Raw genomic sequence first — 18,337 nt, forward strand, 5'->3', positions numbered from 1 at the left:
CCTAGGCTTCTTGAAGAATCGGCGCCGGCGAATCGTCTTCAGTGGCTTCGGGAATGTCTTCCATCCCTTCCTCAGGGGTCTCTCCTGCTGCCTGCTGCTGTTGTTGCAGGAGTTGCTGACGATAGCGCTCTGCCATCTCTTCAGCTTTTTCGTAGACCAACTGGGGATTTTTCACCATATCACCGGGTTCTGGCTCCAGTTGCTTCGTGGAAAGGGAAATCCGACCCCGCTCGGCATCCAGGTCAATAATCATCACCTTGACCTGGTCATTGACATTGAAAACACTGTGGGGGGTATCAATGTGATCGTGGGAAATCTCAGAAATGTGCAGCAGACCACTGACACCACCAATGTCAATGAAGGCACCGTAGGGCTTAATCCCACGTACCGTGCCAACCACCACTTCGCCCACCTCCAGTTTGTTCATTTTGCGCTCGACAAGGGCGCGGCGGTGGCTGAGTACGAGGCGGTTGCGCTCTTCATCCACCTCTAAAAACTTCAGGGGGAGTTCTTCACCCACCAACTCTTCTTTGTTGACACGGGTGCTGATGTGGGAGCCGGGGATAAAGCCCCGCAGCCCTTCAATGCGGACTAGGGCACCCCCACGATTGGTGGCAAAGACCTGGGAGCGAACGGTGGCATCTTCGGCTTGGAGTTGGCGAACGCGCTCCCAAGCCCGCATATACTCAATGCGACGAATTGAGAGGGTGAGCTGCCCTTCCTCGTTTTCATCCGCCAGGATAAAGAACTCGCGGGTTTCGTTCGGTTGCAGCACCTCTTCCGGGCTCTCAATCCGGTTGATAGACATTTCTTGAATCGGGATATAGGCAGCGGTTTTCGCACCGATGTCAATCAGGGCACCTTTTGGTTCGATGCTAAAGACGGTGCCAGCAACAATGTCGCCGGGGTTGAAGTGGTAATCGTACCGGTCTAGTAAGGCTGCAAAATCAGCATGCGTAAAGCCCACGTCTAACGTTTTTTCCTGATTGACCATGCGAGTGTTTTCCTAGCTCCTTTACGAAAATGGGGGTGTATAGTGAGTTATCAAGCGGGCAGAAGTGGGTGCCATACGCAATCATACCAGCGATCGCTCGAACACTTTCTGACTGGATCTACAATATTAGCCTAGAGTTTGCCCGTTGGCTAGGGGAACCGATAAAATTTTGGTCATTGATGAAGATGAATGTTAATTAATGTTAATTTTTGTGTACTACTGAGGAGTGGGCATGGCGCGACTAAACCGCCGACAGGTCAAGCAATTTTGGCAGGAGTTCCGCGAATTTGCCCTAAAGGGGAATGTCATTGATCTGGCGATCGCTGTCGTGGTCGGCGGTGCCTTTAGCCGAATTGTCACTTCCGTGGTTGAAGACTTGATCATGCCCCTGGTCAATCCTCTGATTCCTGGGGGCGACTGGCGCGAACTCACACTCGGGTCAGGGATGAGAATTGGCAAGTTTTTGGGCAGTTTACTTGACTTTGGGGTGATTGCCCTGAGCTTGTTTATTCTCCTGAAGCTGATTTTGCCCTTCTTACCCAACAGACCCCCTGCACCCGAACAACGGCAGTGTCCCTACTGCTTAGAGTCCGTGCCCCTCAAGGCTAGTCGCTGCCGTGCTTGCACGTCTGAATTGCCACCGCTTTAGGGTCTTGGCAATGCAACGCTGGCAACGCTGGTTCTCTGGGCTATTGGTGGGGCTATGGCTAGCTATTCTAACCAGTTGCGCAACAGCGCCCCCTCCCCAAGGCACCCAGATTGAATTCTGGACAATGCAACTGCAACCGAAATTTACGGATTACTTCAATCGCCTGATTGCGGAATTTGAAGCCCAACATCCCAATGTCCACGTCCGCTGGGTGGATATTCCTTGGACGGCCATGCAGACCAAAATTCTCATGGCGGTGTTAGCGGGCACAGCTCCCGATGTAGTCAACCTCAATCCCGACTTTGCGGCCTTGTTGGCAGGACGCAATGCTTGGCTAAATCTCAACGACTATGTACCCCCAGCCGTCCGGGAGCGTTATCTGCCGAATATCTGGCAGGCCACGACGTTAGAGGGCAAGAGCTTTGCCGTGCCGTGGTACCTCACCTCACGGGTAACGATTTATAACAAGGCGATTCTTGCCGCCGCTGGGGTCGATCGCCCCCCCCAAACCTTTGCAGAACTGGCCAGTGTTGCTAAAGCTGTGAAGGAAAAAACAGGCAAATATGCCTTCTTTATCACGATGGTGCCCGAGGACTCTGCCGAACTAATGCAGACCATGGTGCAGATGGGGGTGAGCTTAGTCGATGATCAAGGCCGTGCTGCCTTTAATTCCCCCGCGGGCAAAGCGGTTTTCCAGTATTGGCTGGATCTTTATCGTCAGGGACTCTTGCCGCCACAGGTGCTCACTGAAGGCCATCGCCAAGGCATTGAACTGTATCAATCGGGACAAACGGCTCTATTGATGACCAGTCCGGAATTTTTGAACGCGATCGCCACCAATGCCCCCAGTATTGCAGCCGTTTCAGCCGCCGCTCCCCAGTTGACCGGCGAGACAGGCAAAAAAAATGTAGCTGTGATGAATTTACTGGTGCCCCGCCAGAGTCGCCATCCTGAACTGGCCGTACAATTTGCCCTCTTTGTCACCAATCATGAAAACCAACTCGCCTTTGCCAAGGAAGCGAACGTTCTGCCTTCTACACAAGCCGCCTTGGCGGATGCCTACTTTCGCACCATCGGCGAAAATGCCACCCCTGTGGACATTGCCCGCTGCATCAGCGCTGCTCAAATAAACCAAGCAGAGGTGCTCATTCCCCCCCTGCGGGATATTAAGGAGCTCCAACGACTCCTCTACGAGAATTTGCAGGCCGTTCTCTTAGGACAAAAGACAATTGATCGGGCCCTCAAGGATGCAGAAACTGCATGGAATGGCCGTTTGGGATAAATTTCCCCACGTATCAAATCTCTACCTGTATGCCAAGTTCCACCACCTGTTCAGAGGGCAGACGGAAGTAGCTCGTGGCATCCTCAGCGTTGCGGTATAGCCAAGCAAATACAACCTTTTGCCAGTAGGTCATGCCGCGGGCGTGGGTGGGGATGATTGTCCGACGGCCTAAGAAAAAACTCATGGGTTGGCCGTTGAGGGGGAGATTGAGGGCCTGTTGGCACGTTTCAAGGGCGAGTCGCAGATCCGGGCGATCGCGAAACCCCGAGGTAAGGATGATTTCATAAATACCGACATCTGTGACCCTATAGGTCAATTGTTCTGACAAGGGCACATGGGGTAAATTCGCAGTTGCTAAATGGATAAAGATGGTCTGCTGATGCAAGACATGGTTGTGCTGAAGGTTTTGAATAAAGCTCAGGGGAATCATGTCGGGAAGGGGTGAGAAGAAAACAGCAATCCCCGGCACACGTGCAACCCCTTGACTGAGCAGCTCCTTGAGGGAGAAGCGAGCATTCGCTTGCAGGAGTTGCTGACGCAGCAGAACTTGCCCTTGTCGCCACGTCCCTAAGAGCATATAGACAACCCCACCGAAAGCGAGGGGATACCAGCCACCGTAGGGAATCTTGAGAGCGTTGCCGATTAGGAAAGCAATTTCAATCACTAAAATACTGACCCAAACAAGGCTAATTTGCACAATAGACCACCGCCAGAGGTGCCGTGCCACCAGAATCAAGCAGAGGGTTGTAACCACCATGGTTAAGTTAACCGCCAAACCATAGGCACCTGCGAGTTCCGATGACTTTCTAAAGGTCATGACCAACAGCAGAACCGTGACCAGTAGCAACCAGTTGATCACAGGAATATAAATCTGACCACGGTGATAGTCATCCGTAACATCAATGCGCAGGCGCGGCAGATAGCCCAACTTTATGGCCGCAGCCGTCATTGAAAAAGCGCCTGAAATCACTGCTTGAGACGCAATGACTGTGGCCAATGTACTGAGGATGACTAGGGGCAATACGCTCCACTCAGGTGCCAGTTGGAAAAAGAGATGATGGGTGGCTGTTGGGTGCTTGAGAATGAAAGCACCCTGCCCCAGATAATTCAAGGCAAGGGCGGGAAAGACCAGACGATACCACGCCAAGCGAATTGGCTGAATGCCAAAGTGTCCCATATCGGCATACATGGCCTCGGCACCCGTCAGTGCCAAAATCACCACTCCCAAGAGGAAAAACACTTGGGCAGGCTGGCTGTAAAACAGTTGTACGCCCCACCAAGGATTGAGGGCATTCAGAATCGTGGGCTGTTCGAAGATGTGGATTGTCCCAAGGAGGCCTAGGGTCATAAACCAGAGAAACATGATAGGGCCAAAGACCTGCCCCACTTGGGTGGTACCCCGATGTTGAAACCAAAACAACCCCACTAAAATAACCACCGTTAGCGGAACTGTCCAAGACCCAAGCTGAGGACTGAGTACTTCTAACCCCTCAATTGCAGAGAGGACGCTAATGGCAGGGGTAATCGTGCTATCTCCATAAAACATGGCCGCGCCCACCAGACCGAAAATGATCACCCGGCGCCGCCAGTGGGAGCTGAGGCGAATTCGCGAGAGGACAAGGGCCATCAGGGGAAAAATGCCACCCTCACCATCGTTGTCAGCTCGCAGGGCAAAGGTTGCGTATTTCAGGGTCGGAATGAGGACAAGCCCCCAGAGGATCAAGGACAGAATGCCGTAGATATTGGCAGGGGTAACCGCTAGGACGTGCAAGGGATTAAAGGTTTCCTCAAAGGCATAGAGGGGGCTTGTCCCTAAATCGCCATAGACGACGCCAAGGGCACCTAGCATAAGAAGCCTTGAGGGCGGGTGGCCAGCATTGGCTTTAGTCATGGCTGGATGGCGTGAGTGAGTGACTTAAGCTATCGAAGCGGATATTCGCTTGAGCCATGCGTTTAAGGGCTTCACCTAGGCGATCGCAATCGGCAATGAGACTGATCCGCACGTAGCCTTCACCGCCTTCGCCAAAGGCATTGCCGGGAGTCACAACAATACCCGTTTCCTGAAGCAGCTTGAGGGCAAAATCTGTCGAACTCATGCCCAGGGGGACGGGCACCCAGAGATACATGGTTGCTTGGGTTGGGGTCAGTTGCCAGCCAAGTTCATTCAAGCCTTGAATTAGAAAGTCCCGCCGCTGGCGATAGCGATCGCACACAGAGGCAATGTAGCTATCGGGCAGGCTCAGGGCTACCTCTGCGGCTTTCTGTAACACTGAAAAAACCCCATAGTCCAAGTTGGTTTTCAGGGTACGCAAGCCCTGAATAATGTGGCGGTTGCCCACGACAAACCCAACCCGCCAACCCGCCATGTTATAGGTTTTTGAGAGGGTATGGAACTCAACGCCGATCTCCTTGGCACCGGGGATTTCCAGTAAGCTGGTGGGTTGATAGCCATCAAAGGCCAGTTCGGCGTAACAAAGGTCATGCACTAAAAGGATTTGATATTCGCGGGCAAAGGCAACCACTTCTTCAAAAAAAGAGCGGGGGGCGATCGCCGCCGTGGGGTTGCTGGGATAGTTGAAGTACAAAACCTTGGCTTGGCGGGCAATGTCACTGGGAATCTCACTGAGATCAATGAGCCAACCCTTTTCCCGTTTGAGAATGAGGGGATAGATGTTGGCACCCGCGATCGCCGGCCCCCGAAAATGGGCAGGATAGGCGGGGCTAGGCACAAGAACGACATCCCCCGGATTCACGTAGGCAAGGGCAAGGTGCGTCAGTCCCTCTTTTGAGCCCAACAGGGGTAAAGCTTCACCCTCAGGATCAAGGGAGACATTGTAGCGGCGCTGATACCAACGGGTAATGGCCTGACGGAAAACGGCTGTCCCTTCAAAGGGGGGATAACCATGGTAGCTGGGTTCCTCAAAGGCAGCAATAGCGGCTTCAATCACTGGCCGCGGTGCTGAGCCATCGGGATTACCCATGCCCAAGTCAATGAGGTCAAGTCCCTGCTGCCGGGCTTTCAGCTTCAGTTCATCAAGGCGAGCAAAGACATAGGGCGGCAATGCCCCAAGGCGATCGGCCGGCTGAATCCACTCTAACCCCATCTAGCGAGCACTCCCATCCAAGACTTTGTCCCTGTAGCCGACCACGGTGGACACCATTGCCTCGAGCACCAGATCGGGTGTGACCGGAAAGGGCAGATAGTGAATATCGGAGTTGGGCCCACAGGCAACCGTAGCAGCGTGTTGGAGTTGCGCCAAGCTAGCCTCTTGCAAGCCCAAATCCTCTAAACTCAGGGGCAGACCCACCTGTTCATAAAACTGGCAAAGCTGATGGCGAGCACTCGTGGCCAGTTGACTGCCTTGGACCATCTCTTCCAAACGGAGTTGAACAAGAATACCGTAGGCCACTTTTTCACCGTGGAGTGTGCCCTTACTTTGGGGCAGTTGGGTCAGACCGTTGTGAATAGCATGGGCTGCTACCGTGCGGCATTGGGCCCCCCCCAATCCACCGATGATTCCTGCCATCAGCACACTGGCATCAACCACATTTTCCCAGGCGGGACTGCCCACATTGGCTAAGGCTTCGGCAGACTGCTGTAGGAGAATATCGCGCAATACACGAGCTTGCTGTACAGCAGCGACAATCAGGGTTTCTTGGCGGTGGCCACTACTGACCGACGCCTCATACCACTTGGCCAGGGCATCCCCAATGCCGGCAAGCAGGGTTCGCTTCGGCGCTGTTTGAATCAGGGCGTAGTCCAACAACAGCAGATTCGGACACTGGCGGAGTGCCACATCATAGGCAAAAGCACCGGCCTCTGTATAGATATTGGCGAGGGCGGTCCAAGCGGCACAGGTGGCTGCTGAGGTGGGGATGGTCACCACGGGCAAGTGAAGCTGGTGCCCCAAGAGCTTAGCGGTATCTAGCGCTTTGCCACCGCCAATGCCGATGATGAGATCGCTGCCTTGGGCCTCTTGGCGGAGTTGGGCAAGGGTGGACTCACTGCACTCACCATGGAATGTCCCTACGGTGAAGCTAAGGTCATGGGAGCGGGCGATCGCCTGCCACTCCTGCTCAAGCTGCTGATACCGCTGTGGTGAAACCACTAAAAGGGGATGATGCCCCAATTGCGCAATGGCTTCCCCTGCTTGGGAGAGAATTGACCAACCGCGATAGACGTGGGCAGGGGCGATGCAAAGGGATGAAAAAGCAGCAGTCACAGGTACAAACAAACTGAAGGAAGTTCTCACAGCATAGAGCGGTTTTCGCTCTTACCATAGAGATCTTCCACTATCTTAACTACTTTTCTGCTGACTTTCCGTTTGCACGTACAGAATAATCAAAAACACACTTGGCACCAGCACAAACAGGGCAGTTGCAATCAAGCCGAGTTGGTTGACTTCCATGGTATCTGTCCCACAACGCTGAGTTTTATTTTATCAATGCTGTGTGCCCCTTGGGGCGATCGCCCTCAGCCAAGGCAGTGATGACAGAGGCGGCAATTTTTTGGGCGGTTACGGGGGCCAGTAAAATACCGTTGCGGTAATGACCAGTGGCGAGCCAAGTGTGGTCATCCATTCTTTCGATGATGGGTGCTGGGCGATCGCTCGGACGCGGTCGCACTCCCTGCCACTGTTGCGTTAAGGGAGCTGTTTCCAACACCCGCCAAAGCTCGCTGGCTCGTCTACGGAGTTGATCAAGGGTTTGTGGATTCCCAATTAAAGCGTTGAACTCCACAGTGGCACCCACCCACACCCGCCCCCAAGGCAAAGGAACAAAATGAATCCCGTCAGCGGTCATCACCGGTGTATTCCCATCAACCTGACAGGCAAACTCTAGGGCTTGTCCTAAAACCGGTTCCAGAGTAACAGGGCGATCCAGAGCTTCCGTGAGGGGTGTTGTCCCCAGTCCTGCCGCTAAGATAAGGTATTCGGTCTCCAGTGAAGTTTGATCCAATTCCAGAATCCATCCCCGCGATCGCTGGAGCTGTCGCACCGGGGTTTGATAGAAGAACTGTACCCCCCGTTGACGAGCGGCTTGGCGCAGGGCTTGAGTCAAGGGTTTAGGGGTAACTTGGCGATCGCCCGTTGCCCAAAGGGCCCCGTGAATATGGTGCAGCTCAAGAAGGGGACAGTGATCTTGAACTTCCGCGGGAGAGAGCCACCGCACACCTGAGGGGGTTTGTTCCTGCAACCATGCTTGGGCAGCGATCGCTGCCGCTTCTGTGGTACAAATTTCAACAATCCCTTGACGCTGGTAGGGAATCTTGATCCCAGTTTGCGCCTCCAGTTCTGGAATCAGGGTTTCGTAGCGTGCCAAACTGGCCTGGCGCAGTTGAAAGTTGCGTCCGCGCCGCCGCCGACTGAGATGGACAATGAGAACCCCTAGGGCAGCGCCGGTCGCTTGCCAATCTTCCTCCCTTTGCGCCTCAAGGACAAGAATCGGTGTTGCCGCTGCATCCAGAACACGACTCAGTTCATAGGCGATTGCCGAGCCCACCACTCCGGCGCCGACAATTGTTACCGTTGCATTTGCTGGCAGCACCGTCACAGTGTTGCAACCGTATTCACTAATTCCCAGTTTTCATTTTCGACGATGGCGCGACTCACACGGTCAAACCATTCAAAGCAGTGATTATTTTTCTTGAGGGTCAGTTCCTTGTTCTTGAGCACCAGATCAAACTTGGTGACATCCTTTTGGGTTGTGGTTTTGTCAATCAGGACTTCCACTGTGACCAGTTGGGACATTGAAATAGTATCGAGGGTGCTCTCCCGTGCCACCACGTAATCATCCCCCACATGGGTCACTGTCAAATCGCAGGCCTCTAGGGTTTGCACCAGCTCTTCCTTTAGCCGTGCCCGAGGGAGTGCAATCGTAACAACACGCGCATATCGAGCCATAACCGCCAAGTGGTAAACTAATAATTCGCGAACAATGGTTCTAGTCTAATCATGGGCAAAGGGGGGACTGTCGCTGTTAGGGTGCCTAGGCAATCACAGGCAATAAAACATTACCCCCATTTTAGGGTTCCTTGCAGTGTACCGGCAGCATGCCGCGATTATATCAAACCTTTTTTTGAATTGCTGGATTCATGCATTCTGCTACCCATCCCTACGCCGGTTTATTTATTGTCCTAGAAGGGGGAGAGGGCGCCGGTAAAACCACCCAAATGGGAGCGATCGCCACATGGCTAGAGAACAGTGGTTGGCTGGCAAAATTGCGATCCTGCCATGTTGATCCACCCCTACTCCTTACCCGGGAACCGGGGGGGACCCCCCTTGGCCAAGGTCTACGGCAATTGCTGCTCCATAGTGATTTAGCGATTGATCCCCTAGCGGAGCTGCTCCTCTATGCCGCCGATCGCGCCCAACATGTGGCCATGGGCATTCGTCCGCAACTGCAACGGGGGGGCATTGTCCTGTGCGATCGCTATACGGCTTCTACTGTTGCCTACCAAGGCTATGGGCGAGGCCTGGACTTGCAGATCATTCAGCACATCAACCAGATGGCCACGGGGGGTCTAGGAGCGGATTTAGTTCTCTGGTTAGATCTTCCCGTTGCTGTTGGTCTTGCCCGTACCCAACAGCGGGGCAGAGGGGATCGCCTTGAGCAGAATGCGGTGGCCTTTCATGAGCGGGTTCGCCAGGGATTTCTGGCCTTGGCTCAGCAAGGGAGCGATCGCTGGCAGCGCATTGATGCCGACCAACCCCCAGATCAGGTCACTCAAGCGATTCAAGAGTGCCTAGCCGCTCATCTGCACCGCTGGTTTGAGACCTTGAAGCAGCGCCTGACGGGGGGCGATCGCGACTTGCCATAGCTCTAGTCCTTCCTGAAAAATTTGCTCAATGGGCAGCATCTGGCCCCTGGTGGTCATAAAGCGGTGATCCGGTGTTGCACAAATGGTTGAGCCATCCTCCAACTGATACTCATACACAGGACGGAAGCCCTGAAAATGCCACTGGGCGATGGGCTGCGTATAAAGATGACCTTGGCCATCAAGACTATACACGTGACAGCTCAACCGCTCCTGCACCAAGCGCCGAATGGGAACCGCGCCATATTCCACGGTCATCACCGCCGTCTCACCACTCAGACAGTATTCAGCGAAATCCAGCATCTGCTTAAAAAGTTCTTGGGCGATGGCACTGGGCACACCATTTTTAGCTGCTCCCTCGATGAAGAGGGCTTCGTGTTTTTCCATTTCCTCTTTTTTCTTTTTGCCCATCGCGCGGCGGAGGAGATCCGCTTGACCTAGGGAATAGCCCGCCAAGTCCTGTGCCATTCGCATGATCTGCTCCTGATAACACAGGACGCCGTAGGTTTCGCTTAAAATCGGCTTCAAAAGCTCATGTTGATATTGAATCGGTTCCCGTCCATGCTTGCGGTTAATGAACTTCGGAATCAGCCCAGCATCTAAAGGTCCCGGTCGATAGAGCGCCAGCACCGACGAAATGTCCTCCAGATTCGAGGGCTTCAGTTCACGGACAATTTGGTGCATCCCCGAGGATTCCAGTTGAAAAATTCCCTCCAGTTTACCTTCCGCTAACAGTTGATAGGTTTTGGCATCATCGAGGGGTAAAGCATCAAGGTCAATCCGCTGGCCATGGTTTTTCTCGATCAGCTCTTGGGTTTTCTGGAGCATGGTCAGATTTTTCAGACCCAGAAAGTCCATCTTCAGAAGGCCGAGGGATTCTAAATCCTCCATGAAGTACTGAGTAATCACTGCGCCATCGTTGTTGCGCTGCAGCGGCACCAGTTGATCCAAGGGTTCTGAGGCAATGACGACACCGGCCGCATGGACACCATAGGTTTTGTTGGTGCCCTCAATGCGCATTGCCATATCAATCCAGCGGCGCACCACGGGATCGCTGTCGTACTTTTCCTTAAATTCCGGTGAGGGGGTTTCCTCGGAGATCATGACTGCCAATTTGACGGGTTTGCCCCGCACCACGGGAATCAGTTTTGCCATTTGATCCGCTTGGCTGTAGGGAATATCCAGCACCCGTGCCACATCCTTGAGCACCGCCTTGGAGGTCATACGGTTGAAGGTGATGATCTGGGCGACGCGATCGCTGCCGTATTTTTGAGTCACGTACTGGATGACTTCCTCGCGGCGGTCAATACAAAAGTCCGTATCAATGTCGGGCATGGACTTGCGCTCAGGATTCAAAAAGCGCTCAAAGAGCAAGCCATGGTGAACCGGATCAATGTTAGTAATGCGCAGGGCATAGGCCACAAGGGAACCCGCTGCCGATCCCCGCCCTGGACCCACGGGGATGTTGTGGTCGCGGGCATATTTGATGTAGTCCCAAACCACTAGGAAATAGTTGGAGAACCCCATCTGCTGGAGCATTTTGAGTTCGTATTCCAAACGCTGCCGATAGGTGGCCTCCAACTGCTGGCGATCGCTGAGCTGAAATCGCTCCAACAATCCTTGCCATGCCACTTGCTCTAGGTAGGTATCCGCTGTATGGCCAGGCGGCACTGGAAACTCTGGACTTTGGGGTTCACGAAAGATGTTATAGGCTTCAATCTTGTCGGCCACTTCGAGGGTATTCGCCAAGGCCTCTTGAATGACCTCATCGGGCAAATGATCCCGAAACAGCCGAGCCATTTCAGCGGCGGATTTGAGGTACTCTGTACCGCTATAGCGCAGTCGCTTCTCATCGCTGAGCAGCTTGTTGGTTTGGATACACAGCAGGGCGTCGTGAGCTTCAACGTCATGGCAGGAAATAAAGTGGGAGTCATTGGTGGCAATAATTTTGATCCCCAACTCACGGCCAATGCGCACCAGTTCAACGTTGACCACCCGATCCTCTTGACTGCCGTGGTCTTGGATCTCAAGGTAAAAGTCCTCACCAAAGGTCTGTTGATACCAAGCAGCAACACTGCGTGCCAACTCGGGTTTGCCCTGCAAAATGGCTTGGGGAATTTCACCGCCGAGGCAAGCACTGGTGACAATCAGCCCCTCGCGGTATTGGGCCAACAGTTCTTTGTTGATGCAGGGGCGAGCAAAAATTCCCTTGCCTTGGAACCCCTGAAGATGGGAGATAGTGGTGAGTTTGCAGAGGTTGTGGTAGCCCTGTTTATTTTTGGCCAGCACCACTTGGTGAAAGCGGGGTTTGCGCTCCTGCTTGGTGATGTCGCCATTGATGACGTACATCTCATTGCCAATAATTGGCTTTAGGGGCTTGCCGCGACAGAGCTTTAGCAGTTCTATGGCACCATACATTACCCCGTGGTCCGTGAGGGCGATCGCGGGCATCCCCAATTCCATTGCCCGTGCCACTAGGTCGGGAAGCTGGCTGGCACCATCAAGAAGACTGTAATCACTGTGAATATGCAGACCGACAAAGGACATGGGCAACGGCTATCCACTTAGGACAAAGGCAGGAGACTAGGACAACTCAGGCAAGCTGTTGAGATAGGCCTTGAAATCCGCTTCAGCCTCGCGGAAGCCCTCCTGAGCTACGGTGACACTATCGAGATCTGCCCCCTGATCAATTTTCAGGAAGTCATCGGTTAGGGCCCGGGTCAAGGCCGTGGGGGTGGGTTGATCCTTTGCCAAAAGGTTGCGGTTGAGGGCTCGCATATCCATCAACATTTCACCGAGGGGACCGCGCATAATGTTGCGGGCCTCCTGCCAATCGCCTTTGGCTACGCTGACCTCTAAATCAGCAAAGCGTTCGGCATTTTTCTCAATGTCCCTCAGGTAGTCTTGAATGCGAGTAATTTGCAACTCACTATAGGTGGGTGGGGGTGGAGTGGTGGCACTGGGGCCGCCACAGCCGACTAAAATAAGGGCAACAACGCTTAATAGGATTGAAATTAAGGACTTTCGATTTAGGCGCAGCATAGAACCTCAGCAGTCATAGAGTGTCTTAAAAAACACGGTTCTATTCTGCCATGATCCCGTCGCGATCGCCCGCGGTGCAGCGAAGCGGTTTGCCCCCTGAGGGTATCTCTGTAGGGCAATCCCTGACACTGAGGGGATGCCCCCACACCACGGTTGCCTGATCGTAGATGACCATCCCCGGATTAGCGCCCTTCGGTTTCTGCACATACTTGCGCCGGGTGTAGACCACGGGCACTTGGGCACTGGCTCGCGCCTGACTATGGTAGGCCGCCAAATCCGCCACGTATTGAATATCTTTGTCACTGGGCACATCCCCCGCCTCAAGGCGGAGAATGACATGGCTGCCGGGAATCTCTTGGGTGTGAAACCACCAATCGTAGGGACTGGCAACGCGAAAGGTGAGATCGTCGTTCTGACGGTTGTTGCGCCCCACAAGAACCGTGAAGCCACTGGGTGTTGTATAGCGTAGGTAGGGACTAGGGGTGGTTGGCGGACGATAGTAATCGGGGGCGATCAGGTATCCCTGTTGAATCAGTTCAGCCCGAATCTCCTCAAGGACATCTAAGGATGTGGCCGTAGCCAGGGTGGCCGCCACCTGATCCAAATAGGCCAGTTCCCCTTCAGCAGCCGTAAGCAGTGGGGTAATGTGCTGCTGGGCACGTTTCAGTTTTTGGTGTTGCCGGTATAGCTCCTGAGCCGTTTGGATGGCGCTTTTTTCTGGGGAGAGGGCAATGGTGAGGGGTTCTTGGGTGGTAAAGTCCGTCACGATCAGTTCGGTCATGCCGGGTTGCCACAGGTGGGCATGGGCCATGAGTAAATCTGCGAGGTACCGTTGGCGATCGCCCCCGGCAGCGGCGGCTAATCGTTCTCGAAAGCCCTCAATTTTGGCGATGAGTTTTTGCCGTTGTGCCTCTAGGCTCTGGTGTAACTGTTGCTGAAGTTGCTGTGTTTGCTGCTGCTGCAGTTGGTTTTGGTAATAGGTGGCCAGGATTTCGTGAATGCTAAGGGTTGAGGGGGCCTGCGCGCCAAGGGGGGGAATGACGCGATAGCCCGTTGCTGTGAATTGAGGCCCAAAATGCCCCCTCTCTAAACACTCTAGCCAGTGCTGCCAATGGTCAAACAGCCGCCGCCACTCTTCAGCGCTGAGATCGGTAGTGCAACACTCGGGAGGCAAAGCGGCATCGGCAAGGAGTTGCTGTACCAGCGCAGGACTTAAGCCCCGATAGGCCTTCAGGAGTTGCTGCCGCAGCCGTCCAGGGATTACACTCACCTGTTGTTGCCATTGCTCAAAGGGAATCTCGCCACTGGGCAGGGCTGCCGTCAGGGGGGGTGGGGGTACATAGGGCTGACCGGTGAGAATGGGCCGCAGGCGGGACTGCTGGGGGCTGACTTGGTGGGCGGCGGTAACAATTTCTCCTGCAGCGTTCACCAGGATCACGTTGCTGTACTTACCCATGATCTCGGCATAGAGACGCCACTGCGTTGCTTCCTGCGGCCGGGGTGCAAATTCCAAAACCACAACGCGCTCCCAAGGGTTGATGAGACCAACCCGCACAAGGGCAAGGCGATTGAGTTGGGCATGAAGCTGCTGACTAAAGGTAAAGGTGTCTGGCTGGCGGGGGGGCGGCGGTTCAAGGGCAATGCGTGCCGCTTGGGGATGCCAACTCAGGGTCAGCCAAGCCTGTTTTTTCAGCGTGCGTACAGCCAAGGCAATCGTGTGGCGATCGCGCTGGTAAACCGTTTCAAGCCGTGCTGGGAGCCAATGTTGGAGATCGGCACAAACAGCACGCAGAGTAGTTAAATCAACGGGTTGCACCGTCCAAACTCCGCAGAATTTTTTGAGGGAATCGGCATCAAGCTATACTAGTCTAGCCACTCTCTGGCCCTTTGCCACCCTGTGCTTCCTATGGCACTTTCCCGTCAATATCCACCCCCCTTACCCCTGGCTCAGCCTTGGCGACGGGCGATCGCCACCAGCATTGACTTTATCTTGATCTGGCTGACGAGCGTTGTCGGTATCACAGCGGGAGCAACGATTCAGTGGGGGCAACTGTTTGTCTTTGCCATTGTTTGGTGGTTACTGCGGGTGGCGATGGTCAACCGCAATAGGGGTCAAAGCCCTGGCCATTGGTTGATGAATGTGCGACTGTTGGATCAACGACAGCGGACACCGGATCTGCTCTCCCTCAGCAAGCGAGAACTGGTGATTGGCATCGGGGCACTCCTGACACTGGTGGGCTGGGAATCCTATGGCCCTAGTATGGCCCTCATCATTTTGGCACTGCCCCTCGCTGTTGACTGCAGTCTGGCGTGGATTGATGAAGAACACCGCACGCTCCACGATCGCCTAGGCGGCACCAAGGTGTATCGTTGTCGGCGGGGCTTTGCCCTCGATCGCAAGCTGATCGAATGGGTCAGCAAAATCCGCAAAGATCTGCGATAATTAGAGATCCGCTCACTGGATAGATAGGCAAAACCATGGCTAAAGCAAAAGGCGCCAGAATCATTATCACCCTAGAGTGCACAGAGTGCCGCACCAATCCGGCACAGCGATCGCCCGGTGTCTCTCGCTACACCACCACCAAAAATCGTCGCACCACCACAGGGCGGTTGGAACTGAAGAAATTTTGCCGCTACTGCAACAAGCACACCATTCACAGAGAAATCAAGTAATTAGAGGACAGCTATGGCATTTTATCGGCGACGTATTTCCCCCATTCCCCCTGGCCAACCCATTGACTACAAAGACGTCGATTTACTGCGACGCTTTATCACTGAGCGGGGAAAAATTTTGCCTCGGCGGGTGACCGGTCTCACTGCCAAGCAACAGCGGCAATTGGCGGTAGCGATTAAGCGGGCACGGATCATGGCACTGTTGCCCTTCTTGAATCTCGAAGGCTAGGAACTCCCGATTGCCAATTGGTTTTTGGGAAGGGGTAGGTTGAGGCTTACCCCTTTATTTTTGCTTGCTCTCCCTGCCTGGCTGTGTAAATATGAGAATGATTATCATTCATCTGTTTCTCTATGGCTATTCAAGCACACCTTAAACGCTGGGGGCTGCTGCTAATTCTGGGGGTATTTTTGGGCAGCTGTGCCCCCCAAGCCCAGTCGCCTCAGGAACAGGAGACCTCCCAGACAGAAGCACAATTCACGATTGTGACAACTTTTTTACCCATCACTGCCTTTACAAAAGCGGTCGCGGGCGATCGCGCCACTGTCGAGCAACTGTTGCCCCCTAATCTTGATCCCCACGACTTCCAAGCCCGTCCTGAGGAGGTGCGGCTTTTAGGGACGGCAAGGGTCTTGGTCAAAAACGGTCTTGGGTTCGAAACGTTTCTTGAGCCCTTAATCAAGAATGCCGCCAATCCAGACCTTAAAATCATTGACACCAGTGCTGGAGTCACCCCAATTGCCGACACAAAGGCTGATCACGACCACGCCCATGAGGACCACGACCATAGCCACAGTCAGAGCCATGGTGAATTCAATCCCCACATTTGGCTGGATCCCCAGCGGGCTGTCCAGCAGGTGAAAAATATTCGTGATGGCCTGATTGCCGTGGATCCTGAAGGGGCTGCCATCTATGAAAAGAATAGTGCTGCCTTTATTCAAAAGTTAGAAGCCCTTGATGCCCTGGCACGGGAAAAGCTCACTGCTTTTGCCGGCAAAACCTTTGTGGTCTATCACGATGTGGCCCCCTATTTTGCCGAGCGGTATAACCTGAAGGCGATCTATCTCGTGGGTATTCCCTCCGTTAACCCCTCACCAGCAGATGTGCAACGGGTGATGCAGGCGGTGCAACAAAGTGACCTGAAAACCCTCTTGACTGAACCGGGGCAAGAACAGGTCTTTGAAAGTTTAGCGCAGGATTTGGGGGCAAAAGTGAGTGTGTTTGATCCCCTAGAGCGTGCCCCCTCTGCGGCAGATCTCAGCCCTGCCTATTTCCTGAGCAAGATGGAACAGAACATTCTCAACCTTGCTGAGGCGTTTGGGGGGCAACGGCAGGCCCATCGTTTCCTTGATTCCTTTGTGGTCTTGGAGGTGGCGTGGATACCCCTGTGAAGGAATATCTACTGGAGGTGGAAAACCTCTCCGTGCGGCGGGGCGATCGCTGGGTGGTGGAAAATGTCTCCTTTACCCTCGCAGCCAATACAAATATGGCCATTATTGGTCCCAATGGGGCGGGCAAAAGTAGCTTGATTCAAGCCATTTTGGGAATTATTCCCTACCAGCAGGGACGGGTGACGCTCCTAGGGTATGGCATGTCCTGTCGCCGCACACTCCCCTATGTCCGCCAACAAGTGGCCTATTTGCCACAAAACTTTCAGTGCGATCCCCGCATTCCGATCACAGTGGCTGAATTTGTGGGTTTAGGCTGGGGACAACCGAGATGGCAGTGGCCTTGGCAGTACCAACGGCAGCGCGATCGCGCCATCTGGGAGAGTCTCCAACGCCTGAACTTAGAGCATCTTGCGGCACAACCCATGAGTTCCCTTTCCGGGGGCGAAACAAAACGCGTCCTCTTGGCCTATTGCTTGGTGCAGCCCCGTCGTCTCCTGATTTTGGATGAAGCTGCCGCTGGCTTAGATTGCCAAGGTGAGCAACAGTTTTATGATCTCCTGCAGATCCTCAAAGTGAGTGAAGGCTGGGGGATTTTACAAATTTCCCATCACTTGGAGCGGGTAAGAGCAACCTGCGATCAGGTGCTGTATCTCGATCGCTCTGTCCAAGGACTAGGAACCCCCGAATGGGTGCTGCAACAATTTGCGGCCTAAAGGGTTGATTCTTTCCTGAATTGCGCAAAGAAATCAAGCAGAATCCGCTGGTGGATGGCTCCTAAGGGGCGATCTTCCCCAAGGGTTTGGGCATAGTGAACTCCAGCCACCACAGAAGCGTAGGGGACCAAGTCCATCCCCTGTCCTTCGTTGAGTACCAAGGTGCGCAATTCACAGGTTAAAGGGCCTGTGAAAATATAGCGATGTACTTGGGGATCGCCGTACTCGCCAAAAAAGGTGAGGTGCGGTGGGCAGTAGCCAATCTCCTCATAGACTTCCCGCCGGACGCCCTCAAGCGGTACTTCTTCAGGTTCAAGGTGGCCGCCAAAAAGTCCCCAGTGCCCGGGATACAAGATATGGGGATAGTCATCTCGCAGTTGCATAAGAACGCGATCGCCTTGGTAAAGAATGGCAAGGGCAACGGGAACCATCGTAGTTGCTGACATTGTCTTGCAAAATGTGTCCTTAGGGCTAGGTTACCCTAGAAACCGGAATCTTAAAGTAAAATAAAAAGCATAGCCCTTAAGGGAATGGTAGGCTGCCAGTGTAGCGACAATCAACGCAGCAATCAACGGTGGGCTAGACAGCAAGGTACGCGTTGAGACCGTATTGCCATTTCATCCAAGCAACACCAAAACTGCTTCTGCCTATAGCAAATTTTAGATGCTTACACCTTTTTCATAAGATTTTACAAATTGGTACATGGTGGCCCGTTCTTAAGATTGTTTTAATATTTCTCTTGGGGGTTGTGCGATTCATTTATTCATTTTCTGGAGTT

19 protein-coding genes are annotated in these 18,337 nt (G+C 53.7%); 8 read left to right on the forward strand and 11 right to left on the reverse strand.

The features are described from left to right. Position 1: 1 nt before the first annotated feature. Positions 2 to 994, reverse strand: coding sequence for a 30S ribosomal protein S1 (locus TLL_RS10365; RefSeq protein WP_011057881.1), 993 nt, complete (start codon positions 992 to 994; stop codon positions 2 to 4). Between the two features lie 232 nt (positions 995 to 1,226). On the opposite strand from TLL_RS10365, the gene mscL reads away from it, so the two are divergent. Both mscL and TLL_RS10375 read left to right on the forward strand, forming a co-directional pair. Further along, on the forward strand, positions 1,227 to 1,643 hold the full coding sequence (gene mscL / locus TLL_RS10370; protein WP_164920973.1) for a large conductance mechanosensitive channel protein MscL: 417 nt from the start codon (positions 1,227 to 1,229) through the stop codon (positions 1,641 to 1,643). A 10-nt stretch (positions 1,644 to 1,653) separates the two neighbouring features. Beyond that, positions 1,654 to 2,925 (forward strand): ABC transporter substrate-binding protein, encoded by a 1,272-nt coding sequence (locus tag TLL_RS10375; RefSeq protein ID WP_164920974.1) that lies wholly within the window; start codon positions 1,654 to 1,656, stop codon positions 2,923 to 2,925. A gap of 13 nt (positions 2,926 to 2,938) precedes the next feature. On the opposite strand, the gene TLL_RS10380 is transcribed toward TLL_RS10375, so the two are convergent. From TLL_RS10380 to TLL_RS10405, 6 genes are all read right to left on the reverse strand, one after another. Continuing rightward, on the reverse strand, positions 2,939 to 4,774 hold the full coding sequence (locus TLL_RS10380) for a potassium transporter Kup (RefSeq protein ID WP_231833770.1): 1,836 nt from the start codon (positions 4,772 to 4,774) through the stop codon (positions 2,939 to 2,941). Positions 4,775 to 4,808: 34 nt separating this feature from the next. After that, positions 4,809 to 6,029: an aspartate aminotransferase gene (locus TLL_RS10385; RefSeq protein WP_011057885.1), complete on the reverse strand. Its 1,221-nt coding sequence runs from the start codon at positions 6,027 to 6,029 to the stop codon at positions 4,809 to 4,811. Then, positions 6,030 to 7,148, reverse strand: coding sequence for an iron-containing alcohol dehydrogenase family protein (locus tag TLL_RS10390; RefSeq protein ID WP_197524107.1), 1,119 nt, complete (start codon positions 7,146 to 7,148; stop codon positions 6,030 to 6,032). 75 nt (positions 7,149 to 7,223) lie between these two features. Then, a complete protein-coding gene (gene psbM, locus TLL_RS10395) occupies positions 7,224 to 7,334 on the reverse strand; it encodes a photosystem II reaction center protein PsbM (RefSeq protein WP_011057887.1) in 111 nt (36 codons plus the stop codon). Between the two features lie 25 nt (positions 7,335 to 7,359). Continuing rightward, a complete protein-coding gene (locus TLL_RS10400) occupies positions 7,360 to 8,472 on the reverse strand; it encodes an NAD(P)/FAD-dependent oxidoreductase (protein ID WP_164920975.1) in 1,113 nt (370 codons plus the stop codon). A 2-nt stretch (positions 8,473 to 8,474) separates the two neighbouring features. Further along, a complete protein-coding gene (locus TLL_RS10405) occupies positions 8,475 to 8,828 on the reverse strand; it encodes a hypothetical protein (RefSeq protein WP_011057889.1) in 354 nt (117 codons plus the stop codon). A 191-nt stretch (positions 8,829 to 9,019) separates the two neighbouring features. Between TLL_RS10405 and tmk the strand changes: the two genes are divergently transcribed. Then, the gene (gene tmk, locus TLL_RS10410; protein WP_011057890.1) at positions 9,020 to 9,745 is read left to right on the forward strand and encodes a dTMP kinase; all 726 of its coding nucleotides are present in this window, start codon (positions 9,020 to 9,022) and stop codon (positions 9,743 to 9,745) included. Here the strand turns inward: tmk and TLL_RS10415 are convergent. The 3 genes from TLL_RS10415 to TLL_RS10425 are packed head-to-tail and all read right to left on the reverse strand — an operon-like array spanning position 9,671 to position 14,600. Next, entirely contained in the window at positions 9,671 to 12,289 is a 2,619-nt protein-coding gene (locus TLL_RS10415; protein WP_011057891.1) for a trans-splicing intein-formed DNA polymerase III subunit alpha N-terminal partner DnaE-N, read from the reverse strand. The two genes, tmk and TLL_RS10415, sit on opposite strands and share 75 nt — an antisense overlap. Before the next feature lie 36 nt (positions 12,290 to 12,325). Continuing rightward, positions 12,326 to 12,784, reverse strand: a complete 459-nt coding sequence (gene psbQ, locus TLL_RS10420; RefSeq protein WP_011057892.1) for a photosystem II protein PsbQ — start codon at positions 12,782 to 12,784, stop codon at positions 12,326 to 12,328. 40 nt (positions 12,785 to 12,824) lie between these two features. Then, positions 12,825 to 14,600, reverse strand: coding sequence for an Rqc2 family fibronectin-binding protein (locus TLL_RS10425; RefSeq protein ID WP_011057893.1), 1,776 nt, complete (start codon positions 14,598 to 14,600; stop codon positions 12,825 to 12,827). A 90-nt stretch (positions 14,601 to 14,690) separates the two neighbouring features. Between TLL_RS10425 and TLL_RS10430 the strand changes: the two genes are divergently transcribed. From TLL_RS10430 to TLL_RS10450, 5 genes are all read left to right on the forward strand, one after another. Further along, complete coding sequence (locus tag TLL_RS10430; RefSeq protein ID WP_164920976.1) at positions 14,691 to 15,227, forward strand: RDD family protein; 537 nt, start codon at positions 14,691 to 14,693, stop codon at positions 15,225 to 15,227. A 35-nt stretch (positions 15,228 to 15,262) separates the two neighbouring features. Next, positions 15,263 to 15,457, forward strand: coding sequence for a 50S ribosomal protein L33 (gene rpmG / locus TLL_RS10435; RefSeq protein ID WP_011057895.1), 195 nt, complete (start codon positions 15,263 to 15,265; stop codon positions 15,455 to 15,457). A gap of 13 nt (positions 15,458 to 15,470) precedes the next feature. Next, positions 15,471 to 15,686 carry a 30S ribosomal protein S18 gene (rpsR, locus tag TLL_RS10440; RefSeq protein ID WP_011057896.1) on the forward strand — a complete coding sequence of 72 codons (216 nt, stop codon included), beginning with the start codon at positions 15,471 to 15,473 and terminating at the stop codon, positions 15,684 to 15,686. A 122-nt stretch (positions 15,687 to 15,808) separates the two neighbouring features. Then, complete coding sequence (locus TLL_RS10445; protein WP_011057897.1) at positions 15,809 to 16,846, forward strand: metal ABC transporter substrate-binding protein; 1,038 nt, start codon at positions 15,809 to 15,811, stop codon at positions 16,844 to 16,846. Continuing rightward, a complete protein-coding gene (locus TLL_RS10450) occupies positions 16,831 to 17,559 on the forward strand; it encodes a metal ABC transporter ATP-binding protein (RefSeq protein ID WP_011057898.1) in 729 nt (242 codons plus the stop codon). Before TLL_RS10445 ends, TLL_RS10450 begins: the two co-directional genes overlap by 16 nt. On the opposite strand, the gene TLL_RS10455 is transcribed toward TLL_RS10450, so the two are convergent. Further along, positions 17,556 to 18,005: an NUDIX hydrolase gene (locus tag TLL_RS10455; RefSeq protein WP_011057899.1), complete on the reverse strand. Its 450-nt coding sequence runs from the start codon at positions 18,003 to 18,005 to the stop codon at positions 17,556 to 17,558. The two genes, TLL_RS10450 and TLL_RS10455, sit on opposite strands and share 4 nt — an antisense overlap. Positions 18,006 to 18,337 lie beyond the last annotated feature (332 nt).

Origin of the sequence: Thermosynechococcus vestitus BP-1, assembly GCF_000011345.1 — a bacterium.
Lineage (GTDB): Bacteria > Cyanobacteriota > Cyanobacteriia > Thermosynechococcales > Thermosynechococcaceae > Thermosynechococcus > Thermosynechococcus vestitus.